Origin of the sequence: Streptomyces sp. DvalAA-43 (assembly GCF_900091725.1) — a bacterium.
GTDB classification, from domain to species: Bacteria; Actinomycetota; Actinomycetes; order Streptomycetales; family Streptomycetaceae; genus Streptomyces; species Streptomyces pulveraceus.
Genome location: NZ_FMBW01000046.1, coordinates 90,500 through 109,960, shown reverse-complemented (window position 1 = coordinate 109,960; position 19,461 = coordinate 90,500). Strand labels below are relative to the sequence as shown.

The following is a 19,461-nucleotide window of genomic DNA, read 5'->3' as shown; positions in this document are numbered from 1 at the left end:
GCCCGCCCCCGCGCACGCGCCGGAGCCGCCGCCCGGCCCGGACCGCTGGCGCCCCTGGCGGTTCCGGATGTCCAACGACGTCTGGGGGACCCCGGTCGTCGCCGGAGACCTGCTCTACGTCACGTCGTTCGAGGTGCACGCCCTGGACGTCGGCAACGGGCGGCGCCAGTTCAAGACCCGGGACGTGGCCTGGGTGATGGCCGTCGAGGGCGGTCGCATCCACGCCTCCGACGGGCCGTCGCTGTACGCCCTGGACGCGGCCACCGGCGCCGAGCGGTGGCGGCTCCAGACGGATGCCTGGGTGTACTCCCTCAAGGCCGAACGCGGCACCGTCGTCACCGGCACCCGGGGCGGCGGCGTCCAGGCGTGGGAGGCGTCCACGGGCGAGAAGCTGTGGGAGAGCGGAGGTGTACAGACCGACTTCGAGACGGCGGAGGCCGGACCCGCGATCCACGACGGCACGGTCTACCTCTGGCAGGACGCCCGGCTGCGCGCCGTCGACGCCCGTACCGGCATCGAGCGCTGGTCCTACCCCATCGGCGACGCCGCCTCCTGCGGCGGAGTGCCGGTCCGGGTGACCGCGGCGCCGGACGGCTTCGTCTACGTCTGCGCCGGGGCCCGGGTGCTGGCCGTGGACACCGTGTCCGGACATGTGCGCTGGCACTTCGAGTCGCCCGCGGTCTTCCTCTCCCCGCCCGCGTTCGCGCCCGGCCCCGCCGTCACCGGCGGCGGGGTCTACCTCGCCGACTACCTCGGCACTGTCTACGCGCTCGACGCCTCGACCGGCAAGGACCGCTGGCGCATCGCCACGGAGGCCCGCCAGTCCATCGAACCGGTCCTGGTCACGGCCGGGAACGTCCACGTCGGCAGCGGCAGCGCGCTGTACACGCTCGACGCGGTCACCGGCACCCCGAAGTGGCGGTTCGCGGCGGGCGGTGAGGTGGTGGGCGCCCCGGTGGTCGCCGACGGCCGGGTCCACTTCGGCTCCGCCGACCACGTCCTGTACACCCTGGACGCGGCGGGCGGCCAGCTCCGCTGGAAGCTGGCGACGGGCGGCGAGATCACGGGCTCCCCGGTGGCGCAGGGCGGTGTCGTGTACGCGTGCAGCAAGGACCGCTGCGTGTACGCGCTGGACGCGGTGAAGGGCACGGGCACGGGGAACAACCGGGCCAGGGCGTAGGGCCTCAGCGGCGCGGGGGCCGGTCCTCGTCCGGGCCCTCGCCGGGGCTTTCGCGCGGACTCTCGTCCGGGCCCTGGTCCCGGCCCTTGCCCGGCACGACGGGGTACGGCGCCGTGTCCCGGTCCTCCGGCGCAGCCGCGTGGCCCGGCCCCGGCGCCGGTCGGTGGGCCGCCGGGTCCGGCCCCGTGTACGGCTCCGGCTCGGGCTCCGGCAGGGTGCTCGTCTGCACGGACGGCCCCGGCTCCTGCGTCGGCGGCCAGGTGTCCGGGTTCTCCGAGCCGGGCGCCGCGTACGGCCGGTCATGCGCCCCGCGAGCGGACCGCCGCCCCGACATCACCGCCGCACCCACCAGCAACAACGCCCCGCCCGCCGCCGCCTCGGCCACGCCCCGGCCCAGCCCGGAACCGTCGCCCGCGACGGCCGGACTGCCCGTCGACTGGCCCTGGCGCACCATCCACAGCACGGTGGACCCGAGCACCACCACCCCCGCGAACACCACCAGCGGCCGCGACCGCAGCACCACACCGACCACCGTCAGCAGGGCGGCGAAGAGGAACGCGAGCAGGATCGAGCCCAGCGCACCGGGCCGGCCGGCGGTGATGCCGGTGAACAGCTCATCGATCCGGTAGTGACGCCCGAGGCGACCGTCGTACCAGTCACGGAAGGGGCTCAGCACGGCGGCCGCCGCTCCGATGAGAGCGAGGACCGAACCGAGGACGTTGCGGATCATCGTCGGCCTCCTGCGTGCACGGACCGGAGTCACAGCTCTGCACCGCTCTCGGCCTCGACGCTACGCCCGCCCCTCGGCCCTCGCCACCTTGCGCTAGCGTGACGCGCGGTCGTTCGACAACTGCAGAAATGGACAACAACACAAGGGGGGCTGCATCGATGATGCGGCAGCACATAAAGCTTTCCGCGGTACTGATCGTGGTGGTACTCGCCCTCACCGGCTTCACCGGTCACGGCAGCCGCAGCGGCAAGAGCAAGAGCAGGAGCCACGGATCGAGCAGCAGCGGCGGCGGCTGCTCCAACTCCGACAAGAGCAACGGCAGCTACCACCGCACCGACTACGACGACGATGACGACTACGACTCGTCGAGCAGCTCCTCCGGCGGCACCGACTACGCGACGGCGACCCCGAGCGCCACGTCGTCCGCCGCGCCCGAGGCGCACGTCGTCCGCTGCGCCCAGCCCCGCAAGGGCAAGCGCAAGGCCGTCACCACCTCCACCGTCCGGCTCACCGCGAACACCTCCGGCGCGCACACGTACACGGTCGACGTGACCTTCCTCGACGCGCGCGGCAGGACCGTCGACACCGGCTACGCCACCGTGGACGCCGAGGGCGGCCAGGAGGTGACCCTCTCCGTTCCGATGGACAGCCCGCGCAAGGTCTCCCAGGTGAAGAAGTGCCGGGTCGAGGCGGAAATGTCCTACTGACCCGGCGGCTGACCCGCCGACGGGCCCGATGCCCGGCCCGTCAGCGTGTCCGGAATTCGCCGCCGCCCCGCCCCCGGAACAGTTCGGCCTGCCGCTCCGGCGGCAGATTGCCGAGTGCGATGAGGTGCGGGGCGTGGGCCATCGCCTGGGTCCGGGCCGCCTCCCGCGCGGACCACACCGCCCGTACCGTCCCCTGCACCGCCCGAGTCGGGTACGAGGCGATCACCCCCGCCGCCCGCAGCGCCGCGTCCACCGCGCCACCGGCCGCCGTCACCTCGCTGACCAGCCCGGTCTCGTACGCGCGCCGGGCCGAGACCCGTTCGGCCGTCCCCATCAGCGACATCCGGGCCACCTCGCCGAACGGCATCCGCTGCGCCATGGCGATCGCCTCGTACGCGCTGACCATGCCGTACGTCGTGTGCGGGTCGAAGAACGTCGCCGTCTCGGACGCGATCACGAACTCCGCCTCGCCCAGCAGATAGAACGCCCCGCCGCAGGCCATCCCCTCCACGGCCGCGATCACCGGCTTCCACAGGTCGTTCGCCTTCGGCCCGATCGTGAGCAGCGGATCGTCGATCGTGTACGGGGACGGGGGCTGCGGCACGTCCACGCCACGGTCGATCCCGGTGCAGAAGGCCCGGCCGCCCGCCCCGGTGAGGACCACCGCCCGCACCCCGTCGTCGAAGCGGAACGACCGCCAGGCGGCGGCCAGTTCGGCGGCCGTGGCCAGGTCGATCGCGTTGTGCTTCTCCGGCCGGTCGAGGGTGACGAGCGCGACCCCCGTCTCCCGGTCCGTCTCCGTGCGCAGCGCCACCGCCCTCACCTCTCCAGCAGCCAGCGCACCAGCGTCACCCCGGGACCGGCCGGGCAGAACACCGCCCGCACCGGCGCACCGATCCGCAGCCGCGCCGGATCGACCGAGTCCAGCGGGGCGTCCGGCCCGCTCACCACATTCCCCACCAGCCGGATCCGCGGGGCGTCCGCCAGCTCGACCACGACCGCGTTGTACGGGGCCTGCGCCGCGTACGCGGGCAGCAGCGGCGGGTGCGGCAGCACATAGGACCAGATGCGGCCGCGTCCGCTCATCGGCCGCCACTCGCTCTCGAAGGACCGGCAGTGCGGGCAGCACGGCCGGGGCGGGAAGCGGAGCCGTCCGCACTCCGGGGCGGCGCACGCCTGGACGCGGAGTTCACCGCGGGCCGCGTACTCCCAGAAGGGGGCGCCGTCGTCGTCCACGACGGGCAGCAGCAGTCCATCCATCCCGGTCAACTCCTCAACTCCTCAGCAGCAGGGCGGACGTGGGCACGCCCTCCCCGGCGGTGACCAGACACGTCCCGGCGTCCGGGACCTGGGCGGTGGAGACGCCGCGCAACTGCTTGACGCCCTCGTTGATCAGGTTGAAGCCGTGCACATACCCCTCGCTGAGCCCGCCGCCCCCGGTGTTGATGGGCAGCCGCCCGCCGCTCTCCAGCGCCCCGCCCTCGGTGAACGCGGCGCCCTCACCGCGCCCGCAGAAGCCGTAGCCCTCCAGGGAGAGCGGGATGAGCGGGGTGAACGCGTCGTAGATCTGGGCCACATCGACATCGTCCGGGCCGAAGTCGGCCTGCTTCCACAGCTGCCGGGCGGCCGTCCAGGCGGGTCCGGTGAGCGGGTCGTCGTTCCAGTAGTTGACCATCCCGTGGTGCTGGGCGGGCAGCCCCTGGGCGACGGAGTGGAGGTAGACGGGCTTCTGCCGGCAGTCGCGGGCCCGCTCGGCGGAGACGATGACGCAGGCCAGCGCCCCGTCGGTCTCCAGACAGTTGTCGAAGAGGCAGAGCGGCTCGCTGATCCAGCGCGAGGTCATATACATGTCGCGGGTCAGCGGCCGTTCGTACATCACCGCGTCCGGGTTCTGGTTGGCGCGGTTGCGGCAGGCGAGGGCGACGTTGAAGAGGTGGTCGCGGGTCGCCCCGTACTCGTGCATGTACCGCCGCGCCAGCATCCCGATCTCGTCGGCCGGCCGCAGCAGCCCGTACGGACGGGTCCACTGGGCGGGGGTGGGCAGCTGCACGGCGGTGTTCTTCCAGGGCCGGGTCCCCGACCCCCGCTTCCGCGACCGCCAGGCGACCCCCACGCTCGCCTGCCCCGTCGCCACGGCGGCGGCGAGATGCGCGACCGTCGCGCAGGAGCCGCCGCCCCCGTACCCCACCTTGCTGAAGAAGGTGACATCGCCCGCCCCGATGGCCTTGGCGACCTCCACCTCGTCGGTCTCCTCCATCGTGTACGAGGCGAATCCGTCCACCTCCGACGCGTCGATGCCCGCGTCGTCGAGCGCCGCGACGATGGCCCGGCAGGCCAAGGTCTTCTCGGATTCCGGCAGTTGTTTCGCGAAGGCCGTCTGTCCTATGCCGGCTATCGCCGTCGCGTCCTTGAGTGCCGTCACCGCCACCTCCCAGGCCGTCATGACTGCTGACAGCGGCTGAGGCTACAGCTAATCTGACGGATAGTCAGCTACTGCGTCAGGAGGGCGAACGATGCGCGGCGACGAGGAGTGGGGCAGCATCCCGAGACTGGTCCGGGCGGCGGCGCGGCGGTACGGGGACCGGGAGGCGGTCGTCGAGGGCCGCACCCGGGTCTCGTACGCCGAGCTCGGCGAGCGCGTGGAGCGGGCCGCCGCCGCGTGCATGGCCTCGGGCGTCGAGCCGGGGGACCGGGTCGCGGTCTGGGCCCCGAACACCCTGGACTGGATCGTCTCCGCGCTGGGAGCGGTCACCGCCGGAGCGGTCCTCGTCCCCCTCAACACCCGCTTCAAGGGCAGTGAGGCGGCGTACATCCTGCAACGCAGCCGGGCGAAGCTCCTCTTCGTCACCGGCACCTTCCTCGGTACGTCGTACGTGGCGTCGCTGCGCCGGGCGGAGGCCGAGCTGCCCTGCCTGGAGAAGGTGGTGGTGCTGGCGGACGCCGCCCCCGACGACTACGTCACCTGGAAGGACTTCCTGGCATCGGGGGAGGGGGTGTCCGGCGCGGCGGTACGGTCCCGCGCCGACGCCGTCGCCCCTGGGTCCCCCTCCGACATCATCTACACCTCGGGCACCACGGGCCGCCCCAAGGGCGCCGTGATCACCCACGCCCAGACCCTGCGCTGCTACGCGATCTGGAGCGAACTGGCGGATCTGCGCGAGGGCGACCGCTATCTGATCGTGAACCCCTTCTTCCACACCTTCGGCTACAAGGCGGGCATCATCGCCTGCCTGATGCGGGGCGCGACGATGGTCCCGCAGCCGGTCTTCAACGTGGACACGGTCCTGGCCAACATCGCCGCCGAACGCATCTCGGTCCTGCCCGGCCCGCCCACCCTCCACCAGTCCCTCCTGGACCACCCGGCACGCGGAGCCCACGACCTCTCCGCCCTGCGCCTGGTGGTGACGGGCGCGGCGGTGGTCCCGCTGAAACTGGTGGAACGCCTGCGCGAGGAGCTCCACATCGCCACCGTCCTCACCGCGTACGGCCTCTCCGAGGCGAGCGGCATCGTCACCATGTGCCGCCGGGGCGACCCGGCCGGGACCATCGCCTCGACGTCCGGCCGGGCGATCCCGGACACCGAGGTCCGCGTCCTGGCCGACCCGGGCACGCCCGGCGAGGTCCTGGTCCGCGGCTTCCACGTGATGCGGGGCTACTTCGAGGACCCGGAGACCACGGCCGCCGCGATCACCCCCGACGGCTGGCTCCGCACCGGCGACGTGGGCGTCCTCGACGAGGCGGGCAACCTCAGGATCACCGACCGGATCAAGGACATGTTCATCGTCGGCGGCTTCAACGCGTACCCCGCCGAGATAGAACAGCTCCTGGGCCTGCACCCGGACGTGGCCGACGTCGCGGTGATCGGCGTCCCCGACCCCCGCCTCGGCGAGGTGGGCAAGGCATACGCGGTGCGCAGGCCCGGCGCGACCCTGACCGCCGACGATCTGATCGCCTGGGCCCGGCGCGAGATGGCGAACTACAAGGTCCCCAGAGCGGTCGAGTTCGTCACCGAACTACCGCGCAACGCGAGCGGCAAGGTGGTGAAGGGGGAGCTGCGGCGGCGGGAGGGCTGACGCCGCCACCCGGAGATCACCGCGAGGGCCGCGTCGAGTCGCCCCGGACAAGCCCGGCACGGGGCATGCGGTGGTGGACGCGAAGAGGGGCACGAGCCGTGGCTCGTGCCCCTCTTCGCCGGTGGTGTCCGTACGTCCCCCCGGACGTACGGCGGCCGCGACGGCTCCCCCTCCGCGCCGCCGCGGCCGCTCCCCCCGATACCCCCGTCGATTGCGGTATCAGCGAGGATCGGCCCCGGTCATGTGGCTGTCCATGGGCTTGATCTCGGGCTCGCCCGTCATGTGGCTGTCGAGCGGCTTGACCTTGGGGCCGCCGGTCATGTGGCTGTCCAGCGGCTTGATCGCGGGCTCGCCCGTCATGTGGCTGTCCTCGGGCTTGGCGTCGCCCGTCGTGCCGGGCGTCGGCGCCTGGATCTTCTTGTCGTCGCTCATGTCGTGAACTCCATTACTCGGTGCATGGATAGGCGGCGAAGCCCGTCCGGCTGCTCCCCCGTGGGCTGCCGGACGGGCTGTTCAGAGCCGTTCACCTTAGTGCTCTGATCCGACTGCCGACTCGTCTGCCCCCCGACGCGACGCATCGACAGGTACGAGAGTGCCCGGGGGCGATAAACGAATGATGAACGCTCCTCAGCTCCTGCGAGGGGCGGAGGCGGGATGGAGCAGACGGCTGACGGCCTCGGCCTCCGGGGCCTTCAGCTGATCGAAGACCGAAAGAGCATCCTGCCAGCACACCTTCGCACGGTCCGCCTGCCCGATCCTCTGGAGGGCCTTCCCCAGCACCGTCAGCACGTTGGCGCGACGCCACTCACCGCCCACGTGCAGCAGTACCGCCAGCGCCTGTTCGGCGAGGCCGGCGGCCTGGGCGGAACGCCCCGCGTCGAGGTGGACCTCGGCCAGCCGGAAGAGGGTCATGCCTTCCCACAGCCGCTGCCTGCTGTCCCTGAAGACGGAGAGCGCCTCGGACAGCCGGTCCTGGGCCTCCTCCTGGCGGCCGGCCCGTGCGAGCGCGAGGCCCAGGGCGTAGCGGCCGTTGGCCAGCCGCAGCGTGAGCCCCATGCGGTTGTAGAGGGCGACGCCCTCGCTGGCGAGTTCCACCGCACTCGTCGTATGTCCTATGGCCAGATGGACCCGGGACAGGTTGCACAGGGCGCTTGCCTCGCCGGGCTGGTTGGCGTCGGCCCGGAAGGCGGCGATGGTCTGCTGGAGAAGGGCCTCCGCCTCGTCGAGCCGGTTCCGGTATCCGGCGATGATGCCGACTTCGTTGGGGGCGTTGCAGTGCGTCCACACGTCGTCGGTCGAGGGCGCGAGCCACATGGCCTTGCGCGCCTCCTCGTCGGCCTGGTCGAAACGACCGGCGGTGCTGTGCACCTGGGCGAGCGTCGTCCGTGCCCGAGCCTCGGAGCGCGGGTCGCCCGCCACCGCCGCGGCATCCCTCAGTACGGTCGCCACGGACTCGAACTGGCGTGAGTTGGCTCCTGATTCCGCGAGATCCTTGCAGGCCAGAAGGAGATCCACGCTCCGGCGTATGGTGCCGGCGGTGGTCGACTGCTGGGCGCACGCCAGGAGGGAGTTGGCCTCGGAGTAGAGCCAGTCGAGGGCGTGCTCATGGCGGGTGAACGTGAGCCCCTTGTACCCGGTGGGCTCCAGATGGGCGACCGTGCGGTCCCCCGGCCGCTCCAGCGCGTACACCCCCGCCGCCGTCGCCAGATAGAAGTCCAGCAGCCGCGACAGCGCCGACTCCCGCTCCGCGGGCTCCTCGTCGCGCTCCGCGCACGCACGCGCGTAGAGGCGCACGAGGTCGTGGTAGCGGTAGCGGCCCGGGGCGGCCGACTCCAGGAGGCTGGTGTCGACCAGGGCCTCCAGAAGGTCCTCCGCCGCGTGGGCCTCCAGGTCGAGCACGGCCGCCGCCGCGGCGAGGGAGATGTCGGGGCCGTCGGCCAGGCCGAGCAGGCGGAAGGCGCGGGCCTGGGCGGGTTCCAGCTGGCCGTAGCCGAGTTCGAAGGTGGCCTTCACCGCGAGGTCGCCCGCCTGGAGCTCGTCCAGACGGCGGCGTCCGTCGGCGAGCTTGGCGGCCAGCACGGAGACCGTCCAGGTGCGGCGGGCGGACAGGCGGGAGGCGGCGATGCGGATGGCCAGGGGGAGGAAGCCGCACGCGGCGACCACGTCCAGGGCGGCCTCGCGCTCGGCGCTGATGCGCTCCTCGCCCGCGATGCGGGTGAAGAGCTGGAGCGCCTCCTCGGGCGACATCACGTCCAGGTCGACCAGATGGGAACCGGCCAGGTCGACCATCCGGACGCGACTGGTGATCAGCGCCGCGCACCCCGCGGTGCCGGGCAGCAGCGGGCGGACCTGGGCCGCGTCGTGGGCGTTGTCGAGGAGGACCAGGATGCGGCGGCCGTCGAGCGTGGAGCGGTACAGCGCGGCGCGCTCGTCCAGGGAGTCGGGGATCGCCGAGTCCGCGGTGCCCAGGGCCCGCAGGAACGCGCCGAGGACCGTCTCCGGCTCGGCGGCCCGTGCGCCCGCGCCCTGGAGGTCCACGTACAGCTGGCCGTCCGGGAAGTGCTGGCGTGCCTGGTGGGCGACGTGCACGGCGAGGGTCGTCTTGCCGACGCCGCCGATGCCGGCCAGCGCCGAGACGGCCATCACCGAGCCCTCGGCGGTCGCCAGCCGGGCGCCCAGCTCGCGGACGAAGGAGGCGCGGCCGGTGAAGTCCGGGACGGTGGCCGGGAGCTGGGCGGGGCGCACCGGCGCGGGGGCCGGGGCCGGTTCGTCCGCGGGGCGGGCCAGCTCCTCGTCGGCCCGCAGGATGCGCTGCTGGAGCTGGGCGAGCTCGGGGCGCGGGTCCACGCCCAGTTCGTCGGCGAGCAGCCGCCGGGTGTCGGCGTAGACCGCCAGCGCCTCGGCCTGGCGGCCGCTGCGGTACAGGGCGATCATCAGGAGCTCGCGCAGCCGTTCCCGCAGGGGGTGCGCGGCCGTCAGCGCGGTCAGTTCGGAGACCGCCTCCGCGTGGCAGCCGACCTCCAGGTCCAGATCCAGGCGGGACTCGGTGAGCTGGAGCCGCCACTCCTCCAGCCGGGTGCGCTGGTTCTCGGCGTACGGTCCGGGCACGGAGGCCAGGGCCTCGCCGTCCCACAGCCCGAGCGCCTTGTTGAGCAGGTTCCGGGCCTGGAAGCGGTCGCCGCCCGCGCGGGCCTTCTCCGCCTCGGCCGCCAGATCACCGACCACGTGCACGTCTACGGCGTCCTGCCCGGCCCGGATCGCGTAGCCGCCGGCGTCGCTGACCAGCGTCTGCGGGTCGAGCACCTTGCGCAGCCGGGAGGCGTACGTACGTATCGTGGCCAGCGCCTGCGAGGGCGGCTCGTCGCCCCAGATGGCGTCGATGAGCTCGGCGGCGGTGGCCGTGCGGCCGCCGCGCAGGAGCAGCGCCGCCAGCAGGGCGCGCTGCTGCGGCGAGCCGGACGACAGCGCTTCGCCGTCCCGCCATGCCCGTACCGGACCGAGCACGGAAAAGCGCAGATCGACGCCGCACGCCGATCGCTGTCGCGGAGCGCGCTGCTCCGGAACACGCGCGTGCGGCCCGTTGTCACGGTCCATTGCTGCCCCCTGCCCTGCTCGCCCCGCCGGTGCTGCCCGTCCTGCCGGTGCTGCCCGTCCTGCCGATGCCGCGCGCTGATGCCGTCCGCCTGGATTGCCCGCCCGTGTGCCGGTCCGGGGCGGGTGGATCCGGATTGCTCGGTACCGCTGGTATCGCGCTCAACAGTCTGCCTTGTCTTGGGCGGGCACGTCAGCAGTGGGTGACTCTCTGCACAAGCCCTCGACAACGATTGCGGTACGGGGTCCGGTCCAGATAGCTGACGGTTCGTCAGATCGGCGCTACCGTGGTGGGCATGGAGACCTTCCCGAAGATCATCTCGGTGGACGACCACACGGTGGAGCCCGCTCATGTCTGGCGGGACCGGCTCCCGTCCAAGTACCTCGACCGCGGCCCGCGGATCGTCCGCGCACCGCTCAGGGAAATGACCTTCATGGGCGGGAAGTTCGCGCCCGTGATGGGTGCGAAGGGCGACGACGGACCGATCGGCGACTGGTGGGTGTACGAGGATCTGCACCGCCCGCTCACCCGGCTCGACACCGCGGTCGGCTACGACCGGGACGAGATCAAGCTGGAGATCATCACGTACGAGCAGATGCGCCCGGGTTCGTTCTCGGTCCCCGAGCGGCTCGCCGACATGGACGTCAACCACGTCCAGTCCGCCCTCTGCTTCCCCACCTTCCCGCGCTTCTGCGGCCAGACCTTCACCGAAGCGAAGGACCGCGAGCTGGGGCTGCTCGGGGTGCGCGCGTACAACGACTGGATGGTCGAGGAGTGGTGCGGGCCCGAGGCGCACGGCCGGCTCATACCGCTCACCCTGATCCCGCTCTGGGACGCGCGGATGGCCGCCGACGAGGTACGGCGCAACGCGGCGCGCGGCGTGCGCGCGGTGGCGTTCTCCGAGATACCCCCGCACCTCGGACTGCCGTCGATTCACACGGACGAGTGGGATCCGTTCCTGAGGGCCTGTGACGAGACGGGGACGGTGATCGCGATGCACATCGGTTCGTCCTCGAAGATGCCGTCCACCTCGGCCGACGCCCCGCCCGCCGTCGGATCCACCATCACCTTCGCCAACTGCTGCTTCTCGATGGTCGACTGGCTGATGAGCGGCAAGTTCGAACGGTTCCCGAACCTCCGGATCATGTACGCCGAGGGACAGATCGGCTGGATCCCGTACATCCTGGAACGCGCCGACGTGGTCTGGGAGGAGAACCGGGCGTGGGGCGGCGTCGCCGACAAGGTCCACCGCCCGCCGTCGGAGCTGTTCTCCGAGCACGTCTTCGGCTGCTTCTTCGACGACGCCTTCGGGCTGAAGAACCTGGACTCGATCGGCGTCGGGAACGTCCTGTACGAGACGGACTACCCGCACTCCGACTCGACCTGGCCCAAGTCGCGCGAGGTCGGCGAGGCGCAGATGGGGCATCTGGACGCCGATGTGGTGGACCGGATCGTGCGCCGCAACGCCATCGACCTGCTGGGGCTGACGGACGACGGGCTGTGGCCGGGGCCCGGAGGGAGCTGACGGCGAGGAGCGCGACGGCTCCGGGCCGGAGGGGCGCCTCGTGCCCCCTTCCGGCCCGGAGCCGCTCGCCGGGTCAGGCCCCGGTGACCGGCTCCTGGAGCTCCGTCACCCACTTGTCCGGGTCCTCGGGGCACTCCAGGCTGACCTCCCGGGCGTACCCCGCGGACCGGTAGCCGTTGGCATCGATCCAGCGGGCCAGGGCCTGGGACGTCGGCAGTACGCCGTCCATCGACCCCCGGTGCACGATGGTGGCCGCCTCGAACGGGGGCAGCTCGACCACCGTGACCCCGGTGTCGCCCAGCGGGCCCACCGGGGCGGAGACCGTGACCCCCGCGTGGACGACGACCGCGCCGCCGCTCTCCGGGGCGTCCTCGTAGTACGCGATCCCGGGACCGCTCGGGCTGACGCCCGCCTCGCCCAGCAACGGGAACAGCCGGTCGTACAACGGGCCGATCACCGGAGTGATGTCCTCCGGCTCGTAGCCGGCCGCGGTGCCCGCCAGCTCGGCGACCCGTACCGCGGCGACATTCCTGACGACGACATCGTCCATGGACATGCGTCCCTCCCTCTCGATGGACCGGAGCCTCGCCTCGACCTGCGCCAGCCGGGCGGCCGCCGCCCGCACGGCCTCCTCCAGCTCCGCCCGGCGCAGCCGCAGCATCCCGCGCAGCTCCTCCGGCCCCACCTGCTCGTCGAGGATGGCCCGCACCTGCTGGAGCGTGAAGCCGAGATCCTTGAGGGCGATGATCCGGTTGAGGCGGGCGAGCTGGGCGGCTCCGTAGAAGCGGTAGCCGGTGGCGGGGTCGGTACGGTCGGGCGGCAGCAGCCCGATGGCGTCGTAATGACGCAGCATCCGGGCCGACACCCGTCCGTACCGGGCGAAGTCTCCGATGGTGAACATGATGTCTCCACGTCACCGCTTCACACGGTGTCAAGGTCAAGCGCCGCGCTCCTGCGGCCGGGCAGGCGCCGTGGTTCCGTGGCCGGGGCCGGAAGAGAACGGCCGGGCACCGGAAGAAAAGACGGGCGTCGGAAGATGCGGAGGAACGGAAAAGGCAGGAGCCCCGTTCCCCGCCGAGGCGGAGGAGCGGGGCTCCTTGGGTACTACTAGCCGGCCGCGATCGGCCGACCCGGGCAACTAGGCCGGGGTGACGTTCTCAGCCTGCGGACCCTTGGGTCCCTGAGTGACGTCGAAGTTCACGACCTGGTTCTCCTCGAGGGAGCGGAACCCGGACGCGTTGATCGCGGAGTAGTGGACGAAGACATCCGGGCCGCCGCCGTCCTGGGCGATGAAGCCGAAGCCCTTTTCAGCGTTGAACCACTTGACGGTTCCGGTAGCCATAAGCCCTCCTTGGGCCAAAGGGTTGCCCTGCTCCAGAACCTGCAAAGAAGTCTGAAAACTACAAAAGCCTGCGGGTTACATGCTCCGCAGGCTCTGTACTGCAAGGGAAACCAAACTGCAACTTGCGTCGAGCCTAGCACGCAGCGTGTATCGAACGGTAGAGGGAAAGATCACTTCACTCGGATGTTTGATTGCCATGCCGATGAGCTGACGAAGAGGGCCTGCCGGAGGGTGTCGGAGAGGCGACTTCGAGGGGTACGGAGGAGACCTCCGGAGTGTCCGGAAGCGGTTCCGGTTCCACCCGGGCGGCATCCATGTCCCCGAACGGGTGATCCGCACTCCCGGGGAGTGGGATCAGATGTGCCCCGCGCCCCCGGTGCCGCCGGGATCGCGCCACGGGTCTAGCCTCGCGATGTGGACAATTCAACCGTCTCAACCGTCGCAGGCGACGACCGTCGCACCCGGCCGCGCGTCGGCCACATCCAGTTCCTGAACTGCCTTCCCCTGTACTGGGGCCTGGCACGTACCGGGACCCTGCTCGACCTGGAGCTCTCGAAGGACACCCCGGAGAAGCTCAGCGAGCAGCTGATCAGGGGCGATCTGGACATCGGCCCCGTCACGCTGGTGGAGTTCCTGCGCAACGCCGACGACCTGGTCGCCTTCCCCGACATCGCGGTGGGCTGCGACGGGCCCGTCATGTCGTGCGTGATCGTGTCGCAGGTGCCGCTGGACCAGCTGGACCGGGCCCGGGTGGCGCTCGGCTCGACCTCGCGCACCTCCGTACGCCTGGCCCAACTGCTGCTCTCCGAGCGGTACGGGGTCAGCCCGGACTACTACACCTGCCCGCCGGACCTCGGGGTGATGATGCAGGAGGCGGACGCCGCCGTGCTGATCGGCGACGCCGCGCTGCGCGCCCATCTGCACGACGCGCCCAGGCTCGGCCTCCAGGTCCACGACCTGGGCCAGATGTGGAAGGAGTGGACCGGGCTGCCGTTCGTCTTCGCGGTCTGGGCGGCCCGCAAGGACTACCTGGCGGCCGAACCCCACCACGTGAACAAGGTGCACGAGGCCTTCCTGGCCTCGCGGGACCTCTCCCTGGAGGAGGTCACCAAGGTCGCGGAGCAGGCGGCGCGCTGGGAGGCCTTCGACTCGGAGGTGCTGGAGCGGTACTTCACGACCCTGGACTTCCGCTTCGGCCCGGACCAGCTGGCGGGTGTGCGGGAGTTCGCGCGCCGGGTCGGTCCGACGACCGGCTTCCCGGCGGACGTGAAGGTCGAGCTGCTCGGCGGCTGACCGGGCGGCGGGGCGGGGAGGCGACGACGCAGGGGCGCCTGCAGCGAGGGCGCTCGCGGCGGGAGCGCCCGGGATATGCGGGGCAATAGATGAATCCTGTACTTCCCGGGCCGCTTATCCGCCCCCGCCCTTCTGCCTCCCCGCCCTTCTCTTCTCTCTCCGCACCCTTCCCCTCTCGCCGCTCTTCTCCCAGTCCCTCTCTTGCTCCTTCTCCTGTTCCTTCTCCCGCTCCTTCTGTCGGTCCTTCTGCCGGTCCGGCCTCGATTCGGGTGAATTCGCGTCGAATAGCCGATTCCCGGAGGATGTCGCGGCACGTCCCGGCCGGAACCCGTAATCGCTCGGGTGAACGACGCATTCACGCCTTTTGTTGTGTCGAAAGCCGTTGTTCGTTCCCTTAGGGGCGAAATAGGCGGATGGTTTCCTCTGTGACCTGATGACCTTCGCCCCCTAGGCTTCGGTCGGAGGTCCGGCCCGGTCCACAGGGGGAGTCCATATGCAGCCGCTGGAAGCCGGCGAACCGCTGACCATCGGTGCCTACCGATTGCTCGGCAGGCTCGGTGCGGGCGGCATGGGCCGGGTCTATCTGGGGCGCAGCGCGGGCGGGCGCACCGTCGCCGTCAAGGTCGTGCACCCGCATTTCGCCCTCGACGAGCAGTTCCGCGCGCGCTTCCGGCGCGAGGTGGACTCGGCACGGCGGATCGGCGCGCAGTGGACGGCCCCGGTCCTGGACGCCGACCCGGACGCGCCCATTCCGTGGGTCGCCACCGGCTACGTGGCCGGCCCCGCGCTCTCCGCCGCGGTCGCCGAGCACGGGCCGCTGCCCGAGAACGCGGTACGGACGCTGGGCGCCGGACTCGGCGAGGCGCTGGCCGCGGTGCACGCGCAGGGCGTCATCCACCGTGATGTGAAGCCGTCCAACGTACTGCTGGCTCTGGACGGCCCCCGCCTGATCGACTTCGGGATCGCCCACGCGATGGGCGCCACCGCCTCGCTCACCTCCACCGGGGTCTCGGTCGGCTCGCCCGGCTACATGGCGCCGGAGCAGATCCGGGGCGTCGACATGTCGGGCGCGGCCGATGTCTTCTCGCTCGGCGCGGTGCTCGCGTACGCGGCGACCGGTGCCGCTCCCTTCCTCGGCGACTCCTCGGCCGTACTCCTCTACAAGGTGGTGCACGAGGAGCCCGAACTCGGGGAGCTGGAGGGCGATCTGCTGGAGGTGGTCGCCGGGTGCCTGGAGAAGGAGCCCGCGGACCGGCCCACGCCCATGGAGCTGGCCCGGTGGCTGGCACCGGGCGGGGCCGCCGCGCTGGTGGCGGCCGGCTGGCTGCCCGGACCGCTGGTGCGCGAGGTCAGCCGGACGGCGGTCGCGCTGCTGGACCTGGAGCCGCAGGACGCTCCGGTGCAGTCGGGGCCGGTGCCGTTCAGCGGCGCGGCGTGGGACGCGAGCGACGCCGGGGGCGGCTACGGCCCGAACGGGGGCGTGGGCGGCGGGTTCGGGTCGCCGCCCGAGCCCTTCCGTACGCACGACCCGACCCGGCTGTCCCACCCGGGCGTGCTGCCCTCGTGGCCCGCGACCGCGGGGACGTCCGGGCCGCCGCCCCGGGCCGACGCCTCCGGGCTGCCCGGACCACGCACCTCCGACCCCCGCTTCTCCGTCACGGTCGGCGCGGACCCCGGCCAGGACCGGCCGGACGCGGACCGGGGGAGGCGGCTGAGCTGCACCGTCGCCCTCGCGGTGGCGGGCGCGCTCGCGGCCGTGACCGTGGGCGGGGCGTTCCTCTTCGACCTGATGCCGGGCGGCGGCACGCGGAACAACGCCGACGGCGACGTGGGCAGCACCCCGCCCGCCGCCACCCCGTCCGGCGGGCCCTCGAAGCCCACGGAGTCGGGCACGGCGGGCCCGGAGCGGATCAGCGAGCTCCCGAAGGAGTTCATCGGTACCTGGAAGGGGCCGGTCACCGAGAAGACCACCGGTGAGCCGCACGGCACCCTCACCGCCGTCTTCACCGCGGGGAGGACGGGCACGGACGTGGTCCGGATGAACACCGAGATCACCGGACTCGGGATCACCGTCAGCTGCAACAGCGTCGCCCGCCTCACCTCCGGCACCGCCGAGGAGCTGACCCTCCATGAGCGCACCGACCCGGACCGGCCCAGCACCCCGGGCCTGTGCACCTCCACCACCACCGACGTCCACTTCACCCGGGCCACCGACGGCACCCTGCGGTTCCGGTCCGAGGAGCGGGGCGCGGGGCTGCCGTACGGCACGCTGAGCCGGTCCGGCGGCTGACCCCGCAAGGGGCTGGCGTACGCTGAACCGGTCCGTAGATCCGTTGAAAAACCGCCGAAAGGTGACAGCCCGGTGACCGAGAAGGCCGACCTTCAGCCCATCCTCGACCGAGCCGCCGAGGGCGGTCGGATCTCTCCGGAGGAGGCGCTCGACCTCTACCGCTCGGCGCCGCTGCACGCACTGGGCGCGGCCGCCGACGCCGTACGCCGCCGCCGTTACGCCGGTACGGAGCACATCGCGACGTACATCATCGAGCGCAACATCAACTACACGAACGTGTGTGTCACGGCCTGCAAGTTCTGCGCGTTCTACGCCGCGCCGAAGGACACCGCCAAGGGCTGGTCCCGCGACCTCGACGACATCCTGCGCCGCTGCGCGGAGACCGTCGAACTCGGCGGTACGCAGATCATGTTCCAGGGCGGGCACCATCCGGACTACGGCGTCGAGTACTACGAGAAGCACTTCTCCGCGATCAAGCAGGCGTTCCCGCAGCTGGTCATCCACTCCCTCGGCGCCTCCGAGATCGAGCACATGGCCCGCATCTCCAAGGTCTCCGCCGAAGAGGCCATCAGCCGCATCCACGCCGCCGGGCTCGACTCCTTCGCCGGAGCCGGCGCCGAGCTGCTGCCCGCCCGGCCGCGCACCGCGATCGCCCCGCTCAAGGAGTCCGGCGAGCGCTGGCTGGAGATCATGGAGATCGCCCACCGCCTCGGTGTCGAGTCCACCTCCACCATGCTGATGGGCACCGGCGAGACCAACGCCGAGCGCATCGAGCACCTGCGGATGATCCGCGACGTGCAGGACCGCACCGGCGGCTTCCGCGCGTTCATCCCGTACACGTACCAGCCCGAGAACAACAAGCTGAAGGGCCAGACGCAGGCCACGCTCTTCGAGTACCTGCGGATGATCGCCATCGCCCGGATCTTCCTGGACAACGTCGCGCACATCCAGGGCTCCTGGCTGACCACCGGCAAGGAGGTCGGCCAGCTGTCGCTGCACTACGGCGCCGACGACCTCGGCTCGATCATGCTGGAGGAGAACGTCGTCTCCTCGGCCGGTGCCAAGCACCGCTCCAACCGCCTGGAGATCATCGACCTGATCCGCAAGGCGGACCGGGTGCCCGCCCAGCGTGCCACCACCTACGAGCACCTCGTCGTCCACGACGACCCGGCGAACGACCCGGTCGACGAGCGCGTGGTCTCGCACATCTCGTCCACCGCGATCGAGGGCGGCACGGCCCACCCGGAGCTGAAGCTCCTCGACGCCAACTGAGCCGGCGTTGCTGACGGTTCATGCCGCCGACGCGGTGTGCGGTGCCCCGGACGGGGCGGACGCCGTGGCCGTGGACGGCGGCCTGGTCATCGCCATCGGCGCGTACGCGGAGCTGACCGCCGCCCGTCCGGGGGCCCGGATCCGGCGGTGGTCCGGGCTGATCACCCCGGGGCTGCTGAACGCGGCGGCCCCGGCACTGCTGGACGCCGCCTACCACCCGGACCCGCGCGAGGCCGACGAGCTCGGCACCGAACCGCTCACCGGGGACGCGCTCACCGCACTGCCCATGGACGAGGCCCGCTGGGGCGCGAGTGCCCGGCGCGGGCTGCAACGGATGCTGCGGCACGGCACGACCGCCGTCCGGGGCCCCTTCGCCCGCCCCGCCGTGCGCACCGCGGTCGCCCGCTCGGGCCTGCGCGTCCACGGCCCCGGCCCGGCACCGGCCCACGTCTCGCTGGACCCGCTGGCGTCCGTACCGGAACCGGCCGGGGCGTTCGCGTCGGCCCTGACCGTCGGCGGACCCGCGGACCTGGCGGTGTTCGGCGTACCGGACCCGGCGGCGCTGCGCACCGAGGGCGCCGGGAGCTGCGTGGCGACGGTGCTCGGCGGCCGCCTGGTCTTCCGCCGCAGCTGACGCACGGGTACGACACACCTACCTGCGCGGTCCGGCTCACGGCACCGGCGGGCCGCCCAGGTACTGGCCCTTGGCGTCGTACGGCCAGGCGTTGGAGACGCACCCCTTCAGCCCGTATATCTGCTGCATCATCGCGGGGGCGGGGCGGCCCTTGCCCGGACAGGTCTCATGGCCGTGGCCCAGCCAGTGGCCGACCTCGTGATTGATGATCAGGGCCCGGTACTCGGCGAGCGGGCCGTGGAACTCGGGCGATCCCTGCTGCCAGCGCTTGAGGTTGACCATGACATCGATGCCGACCCGGCAGTTGACCTCGCCGTGGGTGTCGAGGCCGCCCTTCCCGCAGAGGGCGTCGGTGGTCGCGGGGGTGGCGATGCGGATGACCAGCCCCGCCGGTCCTTCGGCGACCCGGTGGAAGCTCTGCTCGCCGTGGTGCGACCAGCCCCGCGGGGCGGCCAGGATCCGGGCGATCTCGGCGGCGGCCCGGTCCGGGTCGACGCCCGAGCCGTCCTCCACCTCGACGCGGTACGCCTTGCCGCCGCCCTTGGCCCGGCCCTTCCCGGAGTCCGGGGCGTCCGCGCGGGCGACGGCGAACGTGCCGGTGCCCGGCGAACTCCCGGACACGGACGGCGTGGCCGCCTTGCCGTCGGCGCCGCTGCTCCACCGGGGCCCCAGCAGGGCGGCGGCGCAGATCAGCGCCGCCGTGACGACGACGGCGAACAGGCGCCCTCGGCGGCCTTGTGGCCCCGGCCGGGCGCGTGCACCTCGTGCGGACATCTGGGCTCCCCCCTGGATCCCGGTGGCTCTTGTGCCCCCTCTGTACTGA

General features: G+C 72.1%; 17 protein-coding genes. 8 read left to right on the top strand and 9 right to left on the bottom strand.

Features of this window, described 5'->3' with window-relative positions; translation table 11 throughout:
* Positions 1–1,180: outer membrane protein assembly factor BamB family protein (locus GA0115234_RS20445; protein ID WP_161275621.1), on the top strand; the 1,180-nt coding region annotated here is incomplete at its 5' end.
* A gap of 4 nt (positions 1,181–1,184) precedes the next feature.
* Here GA0115234_RS20445 and GA0115234_RS20440 read toward each other — a convergent pair.
* Positions 1,185–1,910, bottom strand: a complete 726-nt coding sequence (locus GA0115234_RS20440; protein ID WP_176729220.1) for a hypothetical protein — start codon at positions 1,908–1,910, stop codon at positions 1,185–1,187.
* A gap of 158 nt (positions 1,911–2,068) precedes the next feature.
* Here GA0115234_RS20440 and GA0115234_RS20435 point away from each other — a divergent pair, with 158 nt between their 5' ends.
* The gene (locus GA0115234_RS20435; RefSeq protein ID WP_093543701.1) at positions 2,069–2,617 is read left to right on the top strand and encodes a hypothetical protein; all 549 of its coding nucleotides are present in this window, start codon (positions 2,069–2,071) and stop codon (positions 2,615–2,617) included.
* 40 nt (positions 2,618–2,657) lie between these two features.
* On the opposite strand, the gene GA0115234_RS20430 is transcribed toward GA0115234_RS20435, so the two are convergent.
* Genes GA0115234_RS20430 through GA0115234_RS20420 form a run of 3 tightly spaced genes read right to left on the bottom strand, consistent with a single transcriptional unit; the run spans position 2,658 to position 5,039 of the window.
* On the bottom strand, positions 2,658–3,431 hold the full coding sequence (locus GA0115234_RS20430) for an enoyl-CoA hydratase/isomerase family protein (RefSeq protein WP_093543699.1): 774 nt from the start codon (positions 3,429–3,431) through the stop codon (positions 2,658–2,660).
* A gap of 5 nt (positions 3,432–3,436) precedes the next feature.
* Complete coding sequence (locus tag GA0115234_RS20425; protein WP_093543698.1) at positions 3,437–3,877, bottom strand: Zn-ribbon domain-containing OB-fold protein; 441 nt, start codon at positions 3,875–3,877, stop codon at positions 3,437–3,439.
* 13 nt (positions 3,878–3,890) lie between these two features.
* Positions 3,891–5,039 carry a lipid-transfer protein gene (locus GA0115234_RS20420; protein WP_093543719.1) on the bottom strand — a complete coding sequence of 383 codons (1,149 nt, stop codon included), beginning with the start codon at positions 5,037–5,039 and terminating at the stop codon, positions 3,891–3,893.
* Positions 5,040–5,130: 91 nt separating this feature from the next.
* Here GA0115234_RS20420 and GA0115234_RS20415 point away from each other — a divergent pair, with 91 nt between their 5' ends.
* Positions 5,131–6,690 carry a FadD3 family acyl-CoA ligase gene (locus GA0115234_RS20415; RefSeq protein ID WP_093543696.1) on the top strand — a complete coding sequence of 520 codons (1,560 nt, stop codon included), beginning with the start codon at positions 5,131–5,133 and terminating at the stop codon, positions 6,688–6,690.
* A gap of 219 nt (positions 6,691–6,909) precedes the next feature.
* Here the strand turns inward: GA0115234_RS20415 and GA0115234_RS20410 are convergent, their stop codons facing one another.
* Both GA0115234_RS20410 and GA0115234_RS20405 read right to left on the bottom strand, forming a co-directional pair.
* Positions 6,910–7,122 carry a hypothetical protein gene (locus GA0115234_RS20410; protein WP_093543695.1) on the bottom strand — a complete coding sequence of 71 codons (213 nt, stop codon included), beginning with the start codon at positions 7,120–7,122 and terminating at the stop codon, positions 6,910–6,912.
* A gap of 195 nt (positions 7,123–7,317) precedes the next feature.
* Positions 7,318–10,284 (bottom strand): AfsR/SARP family transcriptional regulator, encoded by a 2,967-nt coding sequence (locus tag GA0115234_RS20405; protein ID WP_093543693.1) that lies wholly within the window; start codon positions 10,282–10,284, stop codon positions 7,318–7,320.
* A 293-nt stretch (positions 10,285–10,577) separates the two neighbouring features.
* Here GA0115234_RS20405 and GA0115234_RS20400 point away from each other — a divergent pair, with 293 nt between their 5' ends.
* Positions 10,578–11,807, top strand: a complete 1,230-nt coding sequence (locus GA0115234_RS20400) for an amidohydrolase family protein (RefSeq protein WP_093543692.1) — start codon at positions 10,578–10,580, stop codon at positions 11,805–11,807.
* A 73-nt stretch (positions 11,808–11,880) separates the two neighbouring features.
* On the opposite strand, the gene GA0115234_RS20395 is transcribed toward GA0115234_RS20400, so the two are convergent.
* Together GA0115234_RS20395 and GA0115234_RS20390 are read right to left on the bottom strand one after the other, a co-directional pair.
* A complete protein-coding gene (locus tag GA0115234_RS20395; RefSeq protein WP_093543690.1) occupies positions 11,881–12,708 on the bottom strand; it encodes a MerR family transcriptional regulator in 828 nt (275 codons plus the stop codon).
* A 237-nt stretch (positions 12,709–12,945) separates the two neighbouring features.
* Positions 12,946–13,149, bottom strand: coding sequence for a cold-shock protein (locus tag GA0115234_RS20390; protein WP_003967102.1), 204 nt, complete (start codon positions 13,147–13,149; stop codon positions 12,946–12,948).
* A 414-nt stretch (positions 13,150–13,563) separates the two neighbouring features.
* Between GA0115234_RS20390 and GA0115234_RS20385 the strand changes: the two genes are divergently transcribed.
* From GA0115234_RS20385 to GA0115234_RS20370, 4 genes are all read left to right on the top strand, one after another.
* A complete protein-coding gene (locus GA0115234_RS20385; RefSeq protein WP_093543689.1) occupies positions 13,564–14,442 on the top strand; it encodes a menaquinone biosynthetic enzyme MqnA/MqnD family protein in 879 nt (292 codons plus the stop codon).
* Positions 14,443–14,935: 493 nt separating this feature from the next.
* The gene (locus tag GA0115234_RS20380; protein ID WP_093543687.1) at positions 14,936–16,732 is read left to right on the top strand and encodes a serine/threonine-protein kinase; all 1,797 of its coding nucleotides are present in this window, start codon (positions 14,936–14,938) and stop codon (positions 16,730–16,732) included.
* A gap of 72 nt (positions 16,733–16,804) precedes the next feature.
* On the top strand, positions 16,805–18,004 hold the full coding sequence (gene mqnC / locus GA0115234_RS20375) for a cyclic dehypoxanthinyl futalosine synthase (RefSeq protein WP_093543684.1): 1,200 nt from the start codon (positions 16,805–16,807) through the stop codon (positions 18,002–18,004).
* Between the two features lie 7 nt (positions 18,005–18,011).
* Positions 18,012–18,638 (top strand): hypothetical protein, encoded by a 627-nt coding sequence (locus GA0115234_RS20370; protein WP_093543683.1) that lies wholly within the window; start codon positions 18,012–18,014, stop codon positions 18,636–18,638.
* Positions 18,639–18,674: 36 nt separating this feature from the next.
* On the opposite strand, the gene GA0115234_RS20365 is transcribed toward GA0115234_RS20370, so the two are convergent.
* On the bottom strand, positions 18,675–19,412 hold the full coding sequence (locus GA0115234_RS20365) for a DUF3152 domain-containing protein (RefSeq protein ID WP_093543682.1): 738 nt from the start codon (positions 19,410–19,412) through the stop codon (positions 18,675–18,677).
* Between the last annotated feature and the right edge of the window lie 49 nt (positions 19,413–19,461).

Bases quoted from the DNA above. Each gene is read 5' to 3' on its own strand.
- GA0115234_RS20390 (WP_003967102.1), bottom strand. From the start codon at position 13,149: ATGGCTACCGGAACCGTCAAGTGGTTCAACGCTGAAAAGGGCTTCGGC.
- GA0115234_RS20415 (WP_093543696.1), top strand. From the start codon at position 5,131: ATGCGCGGCGACGAGGAGTGGGGCAGCATCCCGAGACTGGTCCGGGCG.
- GA0115234_RS20365 (WP_093543682.1), bottom strand. From the start codon at position 19,412: ATGTCCGCACGAGGTGCACGCGCCCGGCCGGGGCCACAAGGCCGCCGA.
- GA0115234_RS20410 (WP_093543695.1), bottom strand. From the start codon at position 7,122: ATGAGCGACGACAAGAAGATCCAGGCGCCGACGCCCGGCACGACGGGC.
- GA0115234_RS20400 (WP_093543692.1), top strand. From the start codon at position 10,578: ATGGAGACCTTCCCGAAGATCATCTCGGTGGACGACCACACGGTGGAG.
- GA0115234_RS20435 (WP_093543701.1), top strand. From the start codon at position 2,069: ATGATGCGGCAGCACATAAAGCTTTCCGCGGTACTGATCGTGGTGGTA.
- GA0115234_RS20395 (WP_093543690.1), bottom strand. From the start codon at position 12,708: ATGTTCACCATCGGAGACTTCGCCCGGTACGGACGGGTGTCGGCCCGG.
- GA0115234_RS20405 (WP_093543693.1), bottom strand. From the start codon at position 10,284: ATGGACCGTGACAACGGGCCGCACGCGCGTGTTCCGGAGCAGCGCGCT.
- GA0115234_RS20440 (WP_176729220.1), bottom strand. From the start codon at position 1,910: ATGATCCGCAACGTCCTCGGTTCGGTCCTCGCTCTCATCGGAGCGGCG.
- GA0115234_RS20380 (WP_093543687.1), top strand. From the start codon at position 14,936: ATGCAGCCGCTGGAAGCCGGCGAACCGCTGACCATCGGTGCCTACCGA.
- GA0115234_RS20425 (WP_093543698.1), bottom strand. From the start codon at position 3,877: ATGGATGGACTGCTGCTGCCCGTCGTGGACGACGACGGCGCCCCCTTC.